Annotated in this window: 13 protein-coding genes; 6 read left to right on the forward strand and 7 right to left on the reverse strand. The window is 69.6% G+C overall.

The genetic code is table 11. The features are described 5' to 3' along the window. The first annotated feature begins 29 nt into the window (after nucleotides 1-29). Nucleotides 30-1865 carry a phosphogluconate dehydratase gene (gene edd / locus EJ105_RS04275; RefSeq protein ID WP_250165412.1) on the forward strand — a complete coding sequence of 612 codons (1836 nt, stop codon included), beginning with the start codon at nucleotides 30-32 and terminating at the stop codon, nucleotides 1863-1865. 15 nt (nucleotides 1866-1880) lie between these two features. On the opposite strand, the gene EJ105_RS04280 is transcribed toward edd, so the two are convergent. From EJ105_RS04280 to EJ105_RS04310, 7 genes are all read right to left on the reverse strand, one after another. Further along, the gene (locus EJ105_RS04280) at nucleotides 1881-3206 is read right to left on the reverse strand and encodes a bifunctional folylpolyglutamate synthase/dihydrofolate synthase (RefSeq protein ID WP_029556205.1); all 1326 of its coding nucleotides are present in this window, start codon (nucleotides 3204-3206) and stop codon (nucleotides 1881-1883) included. A gap of 51 nt (nucleotides 3207-3257) precedes the next feature. After that, on the reverse strand, nucleotides 3258-4151 hold the full coding sequence (accD, locus tag EJ105_RS04285; protein ID WP_024276672.1) for an acetyl-CoA carboxylase, carboxyltransferase subunit beta: 894 nt from the start codon (nucleotides 4149-4151) through the stop codon (nucleotides 3258-3260). A gap of 153 nt (nucleotides 4152-4304) precedes the next feature. Beyond that, nucleotides 4305-5132 (reverse strand): tryptophan synthase subunit alpha, encoded by an 828-nt coding sequence (gene trpA, locus EJ105_RS04290; RefSeq protein WP_029556206.1) that lies wholly within the window; start codon nucleotides 5130-5132, stop codon nucleotides 4305-4307. A 29-nt stretch (nucleotides 5133-5161) separates the two neighbouring features. Continuing rightward, entirely contained in the window at nucleotides 5162-5503 is a 342-nt protein-coding gene (locus EJ105_RS04295; protein WP_250165413.1) for a hypothetical protein, read from the reverse strand. Nucleotides 5504-5505: 2 nt separating this feature from the next. Beyond that, the gene (gene trpB / locus EJ105_RS04300; protein ID WP_250165414.1) at nucleotides 5506-6723 is read right to left on the reverse strand and encodes a tryptophan synthase subunit beta; all 1218 of its coding nucleotides are present in this window, start codon (nucleotides 6721-6723) and stop codon (nucleotides 5506-5508) included. Further along, the gene (locus EJ105_RS04305; protein ID WP_250165415.1) at nucleotides 6720-7424 is read right to left on the reverse strand and encodes a phosphoribosylanthranilate isomerase; all 705 of its coding nucleotides are present in this window, start codon (nucleotides 7422-7424) and stop codon (nucleotides 6720-6722) included. The genes trpB and EJ105_RS04305 overlap by 4 nt, the downstream gene beginning before the upstream one ends. 103 nt (nucleotides 7425-7527) lie before the next feature. Continuing rightward, a complete protein-coding gene (locus EJ105_RS04310; protein ID WP_250165416.1) occupies nucleotides 7528-8514 on the reverse strand; it encodes a complex I NDUFA9 subunit family protein in 987 nt (328 codons plus the stop codon). Nucleotides 8515-8819: 305 nt separating this feature from the next. Here EJ105_RS04310 and rpsT point away from each other — a divergent pair, with 305 nt between their 5' ends. The 5 genes from rpsT to EJ105_RS04335 all read left to right on the forward strand — a co-directional run bounded on the left by rpsT (nucleotide 8820) and on the right by EJ105_RS04335 (nucleotide 14911). Continuing rightward, complete coding sequence (gene rpsT, locus EJ105_RS04315) at nucleotides 8820-9086, forward strand: 30S ribosomal protein S20 (RefSeq protein WP_024276666.1); 267 nt, start codon at nucleotides 8820-8822, stop codon at nucleotides 9084-9086. Nucleotides 9087-10196: 1110 nt separating this feature from the next. Continuing rightward, nucleotides 10197-11648, forward strand: a complete 1452-nt coding sequence (dnaA, locus tag EJ105_RS04320) for a chromosomal replication initiator protein DnaA (protein WP_051679397.1) — start codon at nucleotides 10197-10199, stop codon at nucleotides 11646-11648. Nucleotides 11649-11979: 331 nt separating this feature from the next. Further along, nucleotides 11980-13098 (forward strand): DNA polymerase III subunit beta, encoded by a 1119-nt coding sequence (dnaN, locus tag EJ105_RS04325; RefSeq protein WP_250165417.1) that lies wholly within the window; start codon nucleotides 11980-11982, stop codon nucleotides 13096-13098. A 77-nt stretch (nucleotides 13099-13175) separates the two neighbouring features. Beyond that, complete coding sequence (gene recF / locus EJ105_RS04330) at nucleotides 13176-14324, forward strand: DNA replication/repair protein RecF (RefSeq protein WP_250165418.1); 1149 nt, start codon at nucleotides 13176-13178, stop codon at nucleotides 14322-14324. A gap of 47 nt (nucleotides 14325-14371) precedes the next feature. Next, nucleotides 14372-14911 carry a GNAT family N-acetyltransferase gene (locus tag EJ105_RS04335; protein WP_024276662.1) on the forward strand — a complete coding sequence of 180 codons (540 nt, stop codon included), beginning with the start codon at nucleotides 14372-14374 and terminating at the stop codon, nucleotides 14909-14911. Nucleotides 14912-14925: the final 14 nt, after the last annotated feature.

Raw genomic sequence — 14925 nt, forward strand, 5'->3', positions numbered from 1 at the left:
GTGAAGAGTCGCGGCAAGGAGGAGCCCCCATGGCCGCACAGCACATGCTTGACGCCCGCGTCGGCGAGATCACGGAGCGCATCGTCAGGCGCAGCCACGACGCGCGGCGCCGCTATCTCGACCGCATCGAGGCGGCAGCCCAGCGCCGGCCCCAGCGCCAGGCCCTGGGCTGCGCCAACCAGGCCCACGGCTTCGCCGCCTGCGGCCCCTCCGACAAGGCCATGCTGCGGGCGGGGGAAGGCCCTTCGCTGGGCATCGTCACCGCCTATAACGACATGCTCTCGGCCCACCGGCCCTACGAGCGCTATCCCGAGCTGCTGCGCGCGGCGGCCCGCGAGGCCGGCGGCGCGGCGCTGGTGGCGGGCGGCGTGCCGGCCATGTGCGACGGCATCACCCAGGGCGAGGCGGGGATGGAGCTGTCCCTCTTCTCCCGCGAGGTGATCGCCCTCTCCACCGCCGTGGCCCTCTCCCATCAGACGTTCGATGCCGCGGTCTTCCTCGGTATCTGCGACAAGATCGTGCCCGGCCTCGTCATCGGCGCGCTCTCGTTCGGCCATCTGCCGGCGGTTTTCATCCCCTCCGGCCCCATGACCAGCGGGCTGCCGAACAACGAGAAGTCCCGCATCCGCCAGCTCTATGCCGAGGGCAAGGTGGGGCGCGATGCGCTCTTGGAGGCAGAGAGCCAGTCCTACCACGGCCCCGGCACCTGCACCTTCTACGGCACCGCCAACACCAACCAGATGCTCATGGAGATCATGGGCCTGCATCTGCCCGGCGCCTCCTTCGTGACCCCGGACACCCCGCTGCGCGATGCCCTCACCAAGGCCGCCGCCCAGCGGGCGCTGGCCATCACGGCGCTGGGCAACGATCACATCCCCGCCGGCCGGATGCTGGACGAGAAGGCGTTCGTGAACGGCATCGTCGGCCTCCACGCCACCGGCGGCTCCACCAACCACACGCTCCACCTCGTCGCCATGGCGGCGGCCGCGGGCGTCGCTTTGAGCTGGGACGATTTTTCCGCGCTGGCAGAAGTAACGCCGCTGCTCGCCCGCGTCTATCCCAACGGCTCGGCCGACGTGAACCACTTCCACGCGGCGGGCGGCATGCCCTTCGTGGTGCGCGAACTGCTCTCCGCCGGCCTGCTGCATGCGGATGCCGAGACCATCCTCGGCCGGGGGCTCGAGCCCTATACCCGCGAGCCGGTGCTGACGGCCGACGGCTCTCTCGACTGGCGCGACGGAGCAGCGACCAGCGGCGACGACAAGGTGCTGCGCGGCATCGCGGCACCGTTCCAGGCCACGGGCGGCCTCAAGGTGCTGGATGGCAGCCTCGGCCGGGCGGTCATCAAGACCTCGGCGGTGGCGCCGGAGCGCCATGTGATCGAGGCGCCGGCCAAGGTCTTCCATTCGCAGGAGGAGCTTCAGGCGGCCTTCAAGGCCGGCGAACTGACCGGCGATCTCGTCGCCGTCGTGCGCTTCCAGGGGCCGAAGGCCAACGGTATGCCGGAGCTGCACAAGCTCATGCCGCCCTTGGGCGTGCTGCAGGATCGCGGGCAGAGGGTGGCGCTCGTCACCGACGGCCGCCTTTCAGGTGCGTCCGGCAAGGTGCCGGCGGCCATCCATGTCACACCGGAAGCGCTGGACGGCGGCGCCATCGCCCGCGTCCGCGACGGCGACATGATCCGGGTCGATGCGGTGGCCGGCCGGCTGGAAGTGCTGGTCCCGCCCGGCGAGTGGGCCGCCCGGCCCAGCGCGACCGCCGATCTGTCCGCCAACCATACCGGCGTCGGGCGCGAGCTGTTCGCCCCTTTCCGCGCCGCCGTGGGCGAGGCGGAGAACGGGGCGTCGATCTTCGCGGCGGTGTGACGGGCGCGCAGGGCCTCAGCCCAGCGCCGTGCCATTGGCGGCGAGCACGGCGCCCGCCAGATAAAGCGAGCCGGCAATCAGCACGCGCGGCGGCGGCACCACCGCCTCGCGGGCGATGCCGTCGAGGGCGCTGCCCACGTCCCGCGCGACGCTCGCCTTCATGCCGAGGCTGACGGCGGCGGCGGCCACATCCTCCGGCTTCAGGCCCGCATGCTCGCCGGGCACCGGCACCGCGATGGCCTCGCGCACGAGGCCGGCGAAGGGCTGGAGGAAGCCGGTGACATCCTTGGTGCCGAGCATGCCGAGGATGAGCACGAGGGGGCGCGAATAGCGCTCCTCCAGCTCGCACAGGGCATGGGCGAGGGCGGCGCCGCCGGCGGCGTTGTGCCCGCCGTCGAGCCACAATTCCACGCCGGCCGGTGCGCGGGCGGAGAGCGGGCCGGGCGCGAGCCGCTGGAGGCGCGCCGGCCAGTCGGCGCGCAGGATTCCCGCATCATGGGCGGCGGGCAGCTTCACCGCGCGCAGGGCGGCGACGGCGAGGCCCGCATTGTCGATCTGGTGCGGCCCGACGAGGCGCGGGCGCGGCAGGTCGAGCAGGCCGTCCTCGTCCGCATATACGAGCCGGCCCCCCTCCTCCTGCACGTTCCACTGCTGGCCGCGCACGAACAAAGGCGCGAGCTTCTTCGCCGCCGCCCGCTCGATCACCGCCAGCGCCTCCGGCGACTGGGCGCCGGTCACCACGGGGCAGCGCGGCTTGATGATGCCGGCCTTCTCCCCCGCGATGGCCTCCACCGAGGAGCCGAGGAAGTCCACATGGTCGATGGAAACCGGCGTGATGACGCTGGCCAGCGGCTTTTCCACCACGTTGGTGGCGTCGAGCCGGCCGCCGAGGCCCACCTCCAGCAGCAGCACGTCCGCCGGATGCTCGGCGAACAGCAGGAAGCCCGCCGCCGTGGTGATCTCGAACAGGGTGATGGGGGCGCCGGCATTGGCCACCTCCGCCCGGTCGAGGGCATCGGCCAGCGCCGCGTCGGAGACGAGCCGCCCGCCACCCGGCGCGCCGAGGCGGATGCGCTCGTTGAAGCGCACCAGATGCGGCGAGGTGTAGACGTGCACGCTCTGGCCGGCCGCCTCCAGCATCCCGCGCATGAAGGCGATGGTGGAGCCCTTGCCGTTGGTGCCGGCGACGTGGATCACCTTCGGCAGGCGCCGCTCGGGATGGCCGAGCGCCTCCAGCAGACGCTCCATCCGCGAGAGGGACAGGTCGATCTTCTTCGGGTGAAGCGCGGCGAGGCGGGAGAGAATCTCGTCCGTGGCGCGGGCGGGCAGGGGCAGTGCCATGGTGCGTCGAGCCGGGAGCCCCCACGGGAGGGGCCCGCGATCAGGCCTCCCTCACGCCGCCTGCGGGCGCGGCAGCCGGCCCTTGGGCGGCAAAGCCGGCGCCTTGGTCAGCATCCGGCACAGGCGGCCCAGCGTGTCGCGCATCTCGTGGCGGTGCACCACCATGTCGAGCATGCCGTGTTCGCGCAGATATTCGGCGCGCTGGAAGCCGTCGGGCAGCTTCTCGCGGATGGTCTGCTCGATCACGCGCGGGCCGGCGAAGCCGATCAGCGCGCCGGGCTCGGCGATCTGGATGTCGCCCAGCATGGCGTAGGAGGCGGTGACGCCGCCCGTGGTCGGGTTGGTGAGCACGACGATGTAGGGCTTCTTCGCCTCGCGCAGCTCCTGGATGGCCGCCGTGGTGCGCGGCATCTGCATGAGGGAGAGGATGCCCTCCTGCATGCGCGCACCGCCGGAGGCCGCGAACATGATGAAGGGCGTGCCGCGCTCGGCGGCCGTCTCCAGCCCCTTCACCACCGCCTCGCCGGCGGCCATGCCGAGCGAGCCGCCCATGAAGCCGAAATCCTGCACGGCGATGGTGACGGGCAGCTCGGTGAGCAGGCCGGTCGCCACCTTCACCGCATCCTGGTAGCCGGTCTTGGTGCGGGCGTCCTTCAGGCGGTCCACGTAGCGACGCTCGTCGCGGAACTTGAGCGGGTCGATCGCCACCTCGGGAAGGGTGACTTCCTCATAGGCGCCGTCGTCGAAGGTGTTCTTCAGCCGCGTCACCGCGTCCATGCGCATGTGGTAGCCGGACGCCGGGATGACGTAGAGGTTCGCCTCCAGATCCTTGTGAAACACCATCTGCCCGGTCTCCGGGCACTTGACCCAGAGGTTTTCGGGCACCTCGCGCCGCGCCAGGAAGTCGCGGATCTTCGGGCGGACGACGTTGGAAATCCAGTTCACGGGATCATCTCCGGTACGGAGGGGCGCGGCGCCGCGCTGCGGCGCACATAGTCCCCCCTCCGCCCTAATGGCAAGTCTGACACGGCGAAAGTACGGCGATCACCGCTGTTGCCATCGATCATACCACCTTGCTGCCGTTGCGGCGAAGCCGGCTCAGCGCCGCACGCCGCGCACCGCCTCGGCCAGCTCGCTGACGAGGGCTTCCACGCCGATCACGGTGTTGGACGTGGCCTTGCCTTCCTCGTCGAGGGTGCGGCGCACCACTTCCACCAGCGCCGAGCCGACGACCACCGCATCGGCGCCCTGCGCGATGGCGGCCGCCTGTTCCGGGGTCTTCACGCCGAAGCCGACCGCCACGGGGAGCGCGGTATGGCTCTTGATGCGCGCCACGGCGGTGGCCACCGCGTTCGCATCCGGGGTCGCCGCGCCGGTGATGCCGGTGATGGAGACGTAGTAGACAAAGCCCGCGGTGTTCGCGAGCACGGTGGGCAGGCGCTTGTCGTCGGTGGTGGGGGTGGCGAGGCGGATGAAGTCCAGCCCGGCATTGAGCGCCGGGATGCAGAGTTCGTCGTCCTCCTCCGGCGGCAGGTCCACCACGATCAGACCGTCCACCCCGGCGACCTTGGCGTCGATGAGGAAGCGCTCCACGCCAAAGACGTAGATGGGGTTGAAATAGCCCATCAGCACCACCGGCGTGGTCTGGTCCTCGCCGCGGAAGGCGGCGACCATTTCCAGCGTCTTGGCCAGCGTCTGCCCACCCTTGAGCGCGCGCAGCCCCGCCGCCTGGATGGCCGGGCCGTCGGCCATGGGATCGGTGAAGGGCACGCCCAGCTCGATCACGTCGGCCCCCGCGCCCGGCAGCGCCCTGAGGATGGCGAGCGAGGTCTCGCCGTCCGGGTCGCCGGCGGTGACGAAGGTGACGAGGCCCGGCCGCCCCTCTTCCTTGAGGGCGGCGAAGCGGTCGGAGATGCGGGTGGTCATGGGCTTGCCTGGATGAGAGGAGACGCGGACTATTTCTGTCCGGCCAGCGTGCAGGTGGCGCTGGTGGCGCTGGTGCCGCCGAGGAAGCGCACCTGGTCGGTTCCGGTGACGCCGCCGACGATGGAGAACAGCGTGGTGGAGGACTTGCCGAGGGCGCGCTTGCCGGCGAAGAACTCGCAGGTCACCTTCACCTCGGCCGCCGTGGCGGTGCCCGTGTTCTTCACCGCCACCGAGACATAGGCGCCGGCGGCGTCGGTGTAGATCTTGCCCGGCGTCAGTTCGAGGTCGGCCGCCTGCGCACCGCCAAGGGTGAGCACGACCGCCGCCGTGGCGATCGAGGACGACACGACTTTCCCGCAGATGCTCTTCATGGTCACGCCCCCAGACGAGTCCCGAGTATCTCCGCCACCTGGGGGACGTCCTTGTCCCCGCGGCCGGAAAGGTTGACGACCATCAGGTGGTCCGCCGGCAGCCTGGGCGCCAGCTCGATCACCTTGGCGATGGCATGGGCCGATTCCAGCGCCGGAATGATGCCCTCGAGCCGCGTCAGCAGCTGGAAGGCGTCCAGCGCCTCCTGGTCGGTGCAGTTGAGATAGGTGACGCGGCCCACGTCGTTCAGCCAGGAATGCTCCGGCCCGATGCCGGGATAGTCGAGGCCGGCCGAGATGGAATGGGCCTCGATGATCTGGCCGTCGTCGTCCATGAGCAGATAGGTGCGGTTGCCGTGCAGCACGCCCGGCCGGCCGCCGGCGATGGAGGCCGCATGCTCGTGGGTGTCGATGCCGCGGCCCGCCGCCTCCACGCCGTAGATCTTCACCTCGGGATCGTCGAGGAAGGGGTGGAACAGGCCCATGGCATTGGAGCCGCCGCCGACGCAGGCGATGAGGCTGTCCGGCAGGCGGCCCTCCATCTCCTGCATCTGCTCGCGGGTCTCGCGGCCGATGATGGACTGGAAATCGCGCACCATGGCCGGATAGGGGTGCGGGCCGGCCACCGTGCCGATGCAGTAGAAGGTGTCGTGGACGTTGGTCACCCAGTCGCGGAGCGCCTCGTTCATGGCGTCCTTGAGGGTGCGCGAGCCGGACTGCACCGGCACCACCTCGGCGCCCAGCATCTTCATGCGGAACACGTTGGGGGCCTGACGCTCCACGTCCACCGCGCCCATGTAGACCACGCACTTCAGGCCGAAGCGGGCGCACAGGGTGGCGGTGGCGACGCCGTGCTGGCCGGCGCCGGTCTCGGCGATCACCCGCTCCTTGCCCATGCGGCGGGCGAGCAGGATCTGGCCGAGCACGTTGTTCACCTTATGGGAGCCGGTGTGGTTCAGCTCCTCGCGCTTCAGATAGACCTTGGCGCCGCCGAGATGCTTGGTGAGGCGCTCGGCGAAATAGAGGGGCGAGGGGCGGCCCACATAATGGGTGAGGTAGCCGGCCATCTCCGCGTGGTAGGCGGGATCGACCTTGGCCGCCTCATAGGCCTTTTCCAGCTCCAGGATGAGCGGCATCAGCGTCTCGGCGACAAAGCGGCCGCCATGGATGCCGAAATGGCCGCGGTGATCGGGGCCGGTGCGATAGGAATTGAGAACGGTCACGACGCGCGGGCCTTCGATAGGGGGTCTTGCAAGGATGAGGTGGACGCGGCGCGCCTCGCCGCAGCGACGAAGGCACGGATCTTGTCGGGACTTTTCACGCCGGGCGCGTCCTCCACGCCAGACGATACGTCCACGCCGTCCATCCGGACCAATCCGAGGGCCTGCGGCACGTTGTCGGCGGTAAGGCCTCCGGAAAGCATGAGAGGCCGGTTGACGTCAAGGCCGGCGACCAGCGCCCAGTCGAACGGCCGGCCGTTGCCGCCGGGCAGAAGCGCCCCCGGATCGGGCTTGGCGTCGAACAGGATGCGGTCGGCCACCGCCGCATAGGCCGGCAGCACCGCGAGGTCCTCCCGCCGGGCGACCGGCAGCGCCTTCATCACCGGCAGGCCGAAGCGCGCCTTGATGTCGGCGACGCGCTCCGGCGTCTCGTGGCCGTGCAGCTGGAGAATGTCGGGCGAAACCGCCGCGATCACGTCCTGAAGGAGCGCGTCGTCCGGGTCCACCAGCAGCGCCACCTTGCCGGCGCGGCCGGCGACGCGGGCGACCAGGGCCGGCGCATCGGCGAGCGCGAGGTGGCGCGGGCTCTTGGGGAAATGGACGAAGCCGACGAGATCGGCGCCCGCATCGAGGGCGGCGTCGAGGGCCTCCGCCGTGCGGATGCCGCAGATCTTGACCTCGAAGCGCCTGTCGTCGCGAGCCATGGGGTGAACCTGAGGGTGCCGGTCGTGAACCTTCACACCGTAGAGGTGAGGGCCGCCATTTCAACGGCCCTCTCGATGCGTCGGGAAGGGACCGGCGCGCCGGTCAGGTCTCGACGCGGGTGAACTGCCCCGCCTTGCGGAACCGCCAGAGATAGGTCGGCAGCACCACCGCGAGGGAGGTGGGGGTGAGATCGAGGCCGGCCAGCGTCCGGCCCTCGGCGATCGCAGCCTGAGACACCACATTGTCCGAGCGCAGCATGTCCACCTGATCGACGGTGAGCGGCGCGCCGGGGGCCCACTGGGTGAGCTTGGCCATGAAGGAGGCGAGGCCGAACGGCAGGTCCACCAGGATACGCTTGGCGCCGATCTCGGCGAGCATCAGCTCCATCAGCTCGCGGAAGGTGCGCACCTCGGGACCGCCCAGCTCGTAGGTGGTGCCGGCCTTGGCCTTGCCGTCCACCGCGGCGAGCACGGCGGCGGCCACGTCGCCGGCGAACACCGGCTGGAACTTGGTGACGCCGCCGCCGATCAGCGGCAGTGCCGGAGAGAGACGGGCCATGGCGGCGAAGCGGTTGAAGAACTCATCCTCCTGCCCGAACACCACCGAGGGGCGGAAGATCACCGCGTCCGGCACCGTGGCGCGCACGACGGCCTCGCCGGCCGCCTTGCTGCGGCCGTAGCCGGAGGGGGAATTGGCATCGGCGCCGATGGCCGAGAGATGCACCAGCGGCACGCCCTGCGCGGCGGTCGCGGCGGCAACGGCGCGGGCACCGAAGGCGTGCACGGCATCGAAGCTCTGCCGGCCGCCCTCGGCCAGCACGCCCACGAGGTTCACCACCGCCTCGGCGCCGTCGACGGCGCGGGCGACGCTCTCGGGATAGCGCACATTGGCCTGGGAAATCTGGATCTGGCCGACGAAGCCCAGCGGCTGGAGAAAGCCGGCCAGTTCCGGCCGGCGCACGGCGACGCGCACGCGATAGCCGCGCATGGCCAGCGCCCGCACCACATGCCGGCCGAGAAAGCCGGAGCCGCCGAAGACCGTCACCAGGCTGTCGTTCACCGGACGATCGGTCACCGTCACATCGCTCATGCCGAACCCCTGCCTTGATACGCCGCGCCGGCCTCGGCCTTGCGCGCCGCCGGCATGCCTTCGTGCCGGCATGCCATATATAGAGTGCGCGCAGCACATACGCGATGCCGGCGGGTTCCGTAAAGCCGCCAAGGTGCCACGTCGTGTACGACTTTTCCGTCCAACGTGTTGACGCGGGAGCCGCGCGACCGTATAAGCCCGCCACCTAGCTGGCGGCATGGGCTGCCGGCTTGTTCACTCATTCATGCGCGACGCGAAGTGGCCAGATGGCCGTGCCGCCGGGCGCGAACCAGCAAGGACGGCCGATGGCCAATACGCCTTCCGCCAAAAAGGCGGTCCGCAAGATCGAGCGTCGCACCGAGGTCAACCGGTCTCGCCGGTCTCGCGTGCGCACCTATCTGCGCAAGCTCGAAGACGCGCTCGCCACCGGCGACGCCACGGCCGCTTCCGCTGCCTTCAAGGCGGCCGAGCCGGAAATCATGCGCGCCGTGACCAAGGGCGTCATTCACAAGAACACCGCGTCCCGCAAGGTGTCCCGCCTTGCCGCCCGCGTGAAGAAGCTCAGCGCTTGATTTAGATCAATCAAGCAGACTGACTTATCTTGAAGGCCCGGCTCTGCCGGGCCTTTTTGCTTTGGACTGGCCGCAGAGATCTTCAGCCAGACTGTTGCGCGCGGCCCCCGATTCTCTGACCCCGTCAAGGGCGCGGCGGCCGGAAACGCGGCAAAGGGCGCGGTTTTTTCCACCCGCGCCAGCCGCTGCGGGGGCAATCCCGACCGATCAGAAAAACCCGATCCGCGAGAACGGCTTAGAGGCCAAAGGCTGGAACACGCCAAAGCGGCCCCTTTGGAGGAGTATTGGATAACCGTATTTCCCTACGTGGCGGGGCGCCGCACTTCCTGCGCCGGCTTCGCGAATCTCATTGTCGCGACAGAGGTTTGCCGGCTGAACGCAAGGTCGGGGGTGTGGCGCGGGCGCACCGGCTTTTGCCCGCTATCCCCCCGCCGGGGTCAAAGGCGTTGCACCCCCCAAACCGGCTGTGTATGTTCAACCTCACTCCGGGAGCGACCCTGGGGTTCACCGATAGAATGAAGTTTTCACGGCTCTTCGTGGATGAGGAGGGGATGTATCGTGTCTGAATTCGTTCACGTACCCCTCGTCTTCGGCCGTATTCGTAATCTGCGTTACCTTCATTCGTTGGAGCTATGCTAAGGGCGGGCATCTGATCCGCCTAAAGGCATCTACGAGACCAAACAAAAAACTGGTTCATTCCAACACCCGTCGATGGTTGGCATCGTCGGAGATGGGGCGGCTATGACTTCGGGCACATGCGCGGCAGCGGACACAGGAACAGGTCCCTCGATCTCTTCGGCTACGCGTTGCGTTCGAGCCTGCCGGAGCGCTGTGCTCCATTCCAGTTGCGCCCCGCCGCCCAGCTACGGCAAGGACCGCGCATGACGGTGCGTTGAACCCGTTGCGCTGATGCCGTGGGTGCCTTAGCACCCGTTTCCAAAACTCCCCACGAGACAAAGGCCGCGCTGCCCGCCCCAGGGCGCGGACGGCTTTTGCGTCTCCAACCAGGGAACCGCCTTTCGCGCGGTCGCGATCCTTATGCTCAAGCCTCATGCGCCGGTTGCCGCGCGCACCGTTCCTTTTCAGTCAGCCCTTGCGGAGGCCGTCGAGATGGATTGCGCGTCGAACCCCAGCGCTCCCTCGGCCCCGTGGGATCGGGTGCTCCAGCGGCTGCGCGAGGAGATCGGCGAAGAGAAGTTCACCAGCTGGTTCGCGCGCATGGACCTCGACGCGCTGACGTCGGACGTGGTGCGCCTGTCGGTGCCCACGCGATTCCTGAAGTCGTGGATTCAGGAGAATTATCTGCCGCGCATCGCCGACATCTGGGCGGAAGAGAGCGGCGCGCGCCGCCGTGTGGATCTCGCCGTGCGCAACGCCTTCGCGCGCCCCGTGGCGCTGAAGGCCTCGGCCCCGCGCGAGGTGGTGAGCGAGCGCACCGAGCGTCCCGTCGAGACGAAGCCGGCCCCCCGTGCCTCCGAGGCGCGCGGCGAGGTCCGGGAGACGGGCGGCGACGTGGCGTCCGGATCGCCGCTCGACCCGCGCCTGACGTTTGAATCGTTCGTGGTCGGCAAGTCCAATTCGCTGGCGTTCGCCGCCGCGCGCAAAGTGGCCGAGACCCCCGCCGGCGCCGCGCCCGTCTACAATCCGCTCTATCTCCACGCGGCCGTCGGCCTCGGCAAGACGCACCTGCTCCAGGCCGTGGCCCGCGCTGGCGCCGCCCATGGCCGGCGCACCACGTACCTGACCGCCGAGCGCTTCATGTACGGCTTCGTGTCGGCTCTGAAGTCCCATTCGGCCATCGCCTTCAAGGATACGCTGCGGACCATCGACACGCTGGTGATCGATGATCTCCAGTTCCTGAAGGGCAACAATCTCCAGCAGGAATTCTGTCACACTCTCAATGCCTTGCTGGATGGCGGGCGGCAGGTGGTGCTGGCGGCCGACTGCCTTCCCGGCGAGCTTGAGCACCTGGACGAGCGCGTGCGCTCCCGCCTTGCCGGCGGTCTCGTGGTGGATCTTGCGCCGCTGGAGGAGGACCTGCGCCTGCAGATCCTGAAGTCGCGCTACCAGACCCTCGCCGAGCAGCACCAGGGATTCGCCGTGCCGGCGCCGGTGCTGGAATTCCTCGCCCGCAGCGTCGGCCAGTCCGGCCGCGACCTCGACGGCGCGCTGAACAAGCTGCTCGCCTTCAACCAGCTCACCGGCGAGCCGGTGACGCTCGACATGGCGGAAAATGCGGTCAAGGACCTCATCCGCCCGACCGATCCCAAGCGCGTGCGGGTGGACGACATCCTGCGGGTGGTCGCCAAGCACTACAACGTCTCGCGCGCCGACCTCCTGTCCCAGCGCCGCACCGCGACGGTGGTGAAGCCGCGGCAGATCGCCATGTATCTCGCCAAGACGCTCACCCTGCGCTCCCTGCCCGAGATCGGCCGCCGCTTCGGCGGGCGCGACCACACCACCGTGCTCCATGCGGTGCGCAAGATCGACGGGCTCGTCGCCACCGACCGCGCGCTGGCCGACGAGATCGAGGTGTTGAAGCGGCTCGCCCTCGAAAGCTGAGTCTGCCTCAGGGGCAGGACGAAGGGGCGGCGCCGCACCGGTGCCGCCGGTCTGCCCCGCGAAAAACCCCCGCTTCAGAAAATCTCCCCGCCAACCCTTGCCTTGCGCCCCCCGGGGCGGCAATGTCGGCGGCCCGGCGCCCGTTCCATCGGGTGCCAGACGGCGGCTTGCGCCGTCGCGCCACGCCACACCGGCGCACGCGCCCCTCGCCCGCATGACGGATGAGGGGATCTGCGGGCGTCATCCTTAGAATGTCGAGGCGGACCCACCGGCGGGACATCGGATCCCGCGGCAGGCCGGCTCGGAAGCGAAGAGTGAACGGGCCAGGACGATGAAGGTCACCGTCGAGCGCGCCGAGCTTCTGAAATCGCTCAGCCACGTGCACCGTGTCGTCGAGCGGCGCAACACCATCCCGATCCTCGCCAACGTGCTCATCAAGGCGGCCAAGGGCACGCTGGAGCTGAAGGCCACCGACCTCGACCTGGAAGTGGTCGAGAGCGTGCCGGCCGAGACAGGGCAGGCGGGCGCCACCACCGTGCCGGCCCACGTGCTCTACGACATCGTGCGCAAATTGCCCGATGGCGCGCAGGTGCAGCTGGAAGCCGGCGGCGAGCGTGGCACCCTCACGGTGCGCGCCTCCCGCGCCCGATTCTCGCTCCAGACCCTGCCGGAAGCCGATTTCCCGGATCTCGCGGCGGGCGAATTCTCCCACACCTTCAAGGTCAAGGGCGCGGAGTTCCGCCGCCTCGTGGACAAGACCCAGTTCGCCATCTCCACCGAGGAGACGCGCTATTATCTCAACGGCATCTACCTGCATGTGACCGACGCGGGCGGCAAGCCGATGCTGCGCGCCGTCGCCACCGACGGCCACCGCCTCGCCCAGGCGGAGCTTGAGGCTCCCGCCGGCTCGCAGGGCCTGCCGGGTGTGATCGTGCCGCGCAAGACCGTCGCCGAGATCCAGAAGCTGCTGGAGGACAAGGAGGCGGAAGTCACCATCTCCCTGTCCGCCACCAAGATCCGCGTGCAGGTGGGCGCCATCGTGCTCACCTCCAAGCTGATCGACGGCACCTTCCCGGACTATGGCCGGGTGATTCCCCAGGGCAACGACAAGACCCTCATCGTCGACAAGGATGAGTTCGCCGCCGCCGTGGACCGCGTGTCCACCGTGTCGAGCGAGCGCGGCCGCGCGGTGAAGCTGTCGCTGGGCGACGGCAAGTTGACCCTGTCCGTCACCAACCCTGATTCGGGCAGCGCCACCGAGGAGCTGGAGGTGGACTACACCGCCGAGCCCCTCGATATCGGCTTCAACTCCCGCTACCTGCTGGACATCACCTCCCAGCTCGAAGGCGACACGGCCGAGCTGAAGCTCGCCGATCCCGGCTCGCCCACCCTGGTGCGCGATTCCACCAAGACGGATGCGCTCTACGTCCTCATGCCCATGCGCGTTTGAGACTGCGGGTGTGAGGCGCATAAGGGCCTGTCCGGCAGCCGGCCCGGCGGTCCTGACGCCGCGGCGATCGTGACACCATGCTCCACGCCGCCATCCTGAAGCTGTCGCTCACCGCTTTCCGCTCCTATCCGGCGGCGCAGGTGGCGGTGGAGGCGCGCGCCATCGTGCTCACCGGGCCGAACGGCGCCGGCAAGACCAACATCCTCGAAGCTCTCTCCTTCCTTTCCCCCGGCCGCGGCCTGCGCCGGGCGCAGCTCGCCGACGTGGGCCACCGCCCGCCCGGAAGCCACGCGCCGGACGCGGACGGTGCGCCCTGGGCGGTCTCCGCCTTCATCGAGGGCGCGCTGGGCGAGGTGCGCCTCGGCACCGGCTACGATCCGGCGCAGGAAGGCGGGCAGCGGCGCTGCCGCATCGACGGCGAGGCCGTGCCCTCCGCCAATGCCTTCCTCGATCATCTCAAGGTGCTCTGGCTGACGCCGGAGATGGACGGCCTGTTCCTCGGCCCGCCCGGCGACCGCCGCCGCTATCTCGACCGGCTGGTGCTGGCGGTGGACGCCTCCCACGGCACGAGGGTCAACGGCCTCGAACGCGCCCTGCGCTCCCGCAACCGCCTGCTGGAGGAGAACGGCTCCGCCCGCTTCCTCGATGCGGTGGAGCACGAGGTGGCCGAGCTGGCGGTGGCAGTGGCCGCCGCACGGCTGGAGACGGTGGCGCGGCTCTCGGCCGAAATCGCCGCCCATCGCGACGAGGCCTCGCCCTTCCCCTTCGCCGAACTCGCCCTCGACGGCGCCGTGGAGCGGCTCATCGCCCAGCATCCGGCGCTGGAGGTGGAGGACCGCTATCGGGCGCTGCTGCGCGACAATCGCCCGCGGGATCGCGCGGCCGGGCGCACGCTGGAAGGCCCCCATCTCACCGATTTGTCGGTGAGCCATGGCGAGAAGCGCCTGCCCGCCGCACGCTGCTCCACCGGCGAGCAGAAATCCCTGCTGATCGGCCTCACTCTGTCCCACGCCCGGCTGGTGGGGAGCATGCAGGGCCTGTCCCCGCTGCTGCTGCTGGATGACGTGGTGGCCTATCTCGATGCCGAGCGCCGCGCCGGCCTGTTCGAGGCGCTGGCCCGTCTCGGGGCGCAGGTCTGGATGACCGGGGCCGACCCCTCCGCCTTCGCGGCGCTGGAGACGGCGGCGCGCTTCACCGTCGCGCCGGGCGCGATCACGCGGGCCTGAACGGACGACAAGCTTGGCGGATGCGCTGCGGCGGCTTAAAAGAGGGTATGCCGATCCGTCCCGCGACCCCTTCCGATATTCCCGCCATCACCGCCATCTATGACGAGGCGGTCCGCAACGGCACCGCCTCCTTCGAGCTGGAACCGCCGGGACCGGAGGAGATGGCCCGCCGCCAGGCCGCCCTCATGGACGGCGGCTATCCCTATCTCGTGCTGGAAGAGGACGGGAAAGTGCTGGGCTATGCCTATGCCAGCGCCTTCCGTCCGCGCGTCGCCTATCGCTACACGGTGGAGAATTCCATCTATGTGGACGAGGCGGCCCGGGGCCGAAAGGTCGGACGCCGGCTGCTGGAAGCGCTCATCACCGAGTGTGAGGCGCTGGGCTTCCGCCAGATGGTGGCGGTGATCGGCGACAGCGGCAATGCCGGCTCCATCGCGCTGCACCGCGCCTGCGGCTTCGGCTCCATCGGCACCCTGCCCGCCACCGGCCTCAAGTTCGGCCGGTGGATCGATACGGTCCTGATGCAGCGCGCCCTCGGGGAGGGCGCGACCACCATTCCGGCGGACGCGGACCTCCTCAAGGGGTGAACGTCCTCAAGGGA

The organism is Xanthobacter aminoxidans (genome assembly GCF_023571765.1).
In the GTDB taxonomy this organism is placed as follows: domain Bacteria; phylum Pseudomonadota; class Alphaproteobacteria; order Rhizobiales; family Xanthobacteraceae; genus Xanthobacter; species Xanthobacter aminoxidans.

Excerpts from the sequence above, each read along its gene's own strand:
- dnaN (WP_250165417.1), top strand. The coding sequence starts at position 11,980 with ATGAAGGTCACCGTCGAGCGCGCCGAGCTTCTGAAATCGCTCAGCCAC.
- dnaA (WP_051679397.1), top strand. The coding sequence starts at position 10,197 with ATGGATTGCGCGTCGAACCCCAGCGCTCCCTCGGCCCCGTGGGATCGG.
- trpA (WP_029556206.1), bottom strand. The coding sequence starts at position 5,132 with ATGACCACCCGCATCTCCGACCGCTTCGCCGCCCTCAAGGAAGAGGGG.
- EJ105_RS04305 (WP_250165415.1), bottom strand. The coding sequence starts at position 7,424 with ATGGCTCGCGACGACAGGCGCTTCGAGGTCAAGATCTGCGGCATCCGC.
- recF (WP_250165418.1), top strand. The coding sequence starts at position 13,176 with ATGCTCCACGCCGCCATCCTGAAGCTGTCGCTCACCGCTTTCCGCTCC.
- EJ105_RS04295 (WP_250165413.1), bottom strand. The coding sequence starts at position 5,503 with ATGAAGAGCATCTGCGGGAAAGTCGTGTCGTCCTCGATCGCCACGGCG.
- EJ105_RS04310 (WP_250165416.1), bottom strand. The coding sequence starts at position 8,514 with ATGAGCGATGTGACGGTGACCGATCGTCCGGTGAACGACAGCCTGGTG.
- rpsT (WP_024276666.1), top strand. The coding sequence starts at position 8,820 with ATGGCCAATACGCCTTCCGCCAAAAAGGCGGTCCGCAAGATCGAGCGT.
- EJ105_RS04335 (WP_024276662.1), top strand. The coding sequence starts at position 14,372 with ATGCCGATCCGTCCCGCGACCCCTTCCGATATTCCCGCCATCACCGCC.
- EJ105_RS04280 (WP_029556205.1), bottom strand. The coding sequence starts at position 3,206 with ATGGCACTGCCCCTGCCCGCCCGCGCCACGGACGAGATTCTCTCCCGC.
- edd (WP_250165412.1), top strand. The coding sequence starts at position 30 with ATGGCCGCACAGCACATGCTTGACGCCCGCGTCGGCGAGATCACGGAG.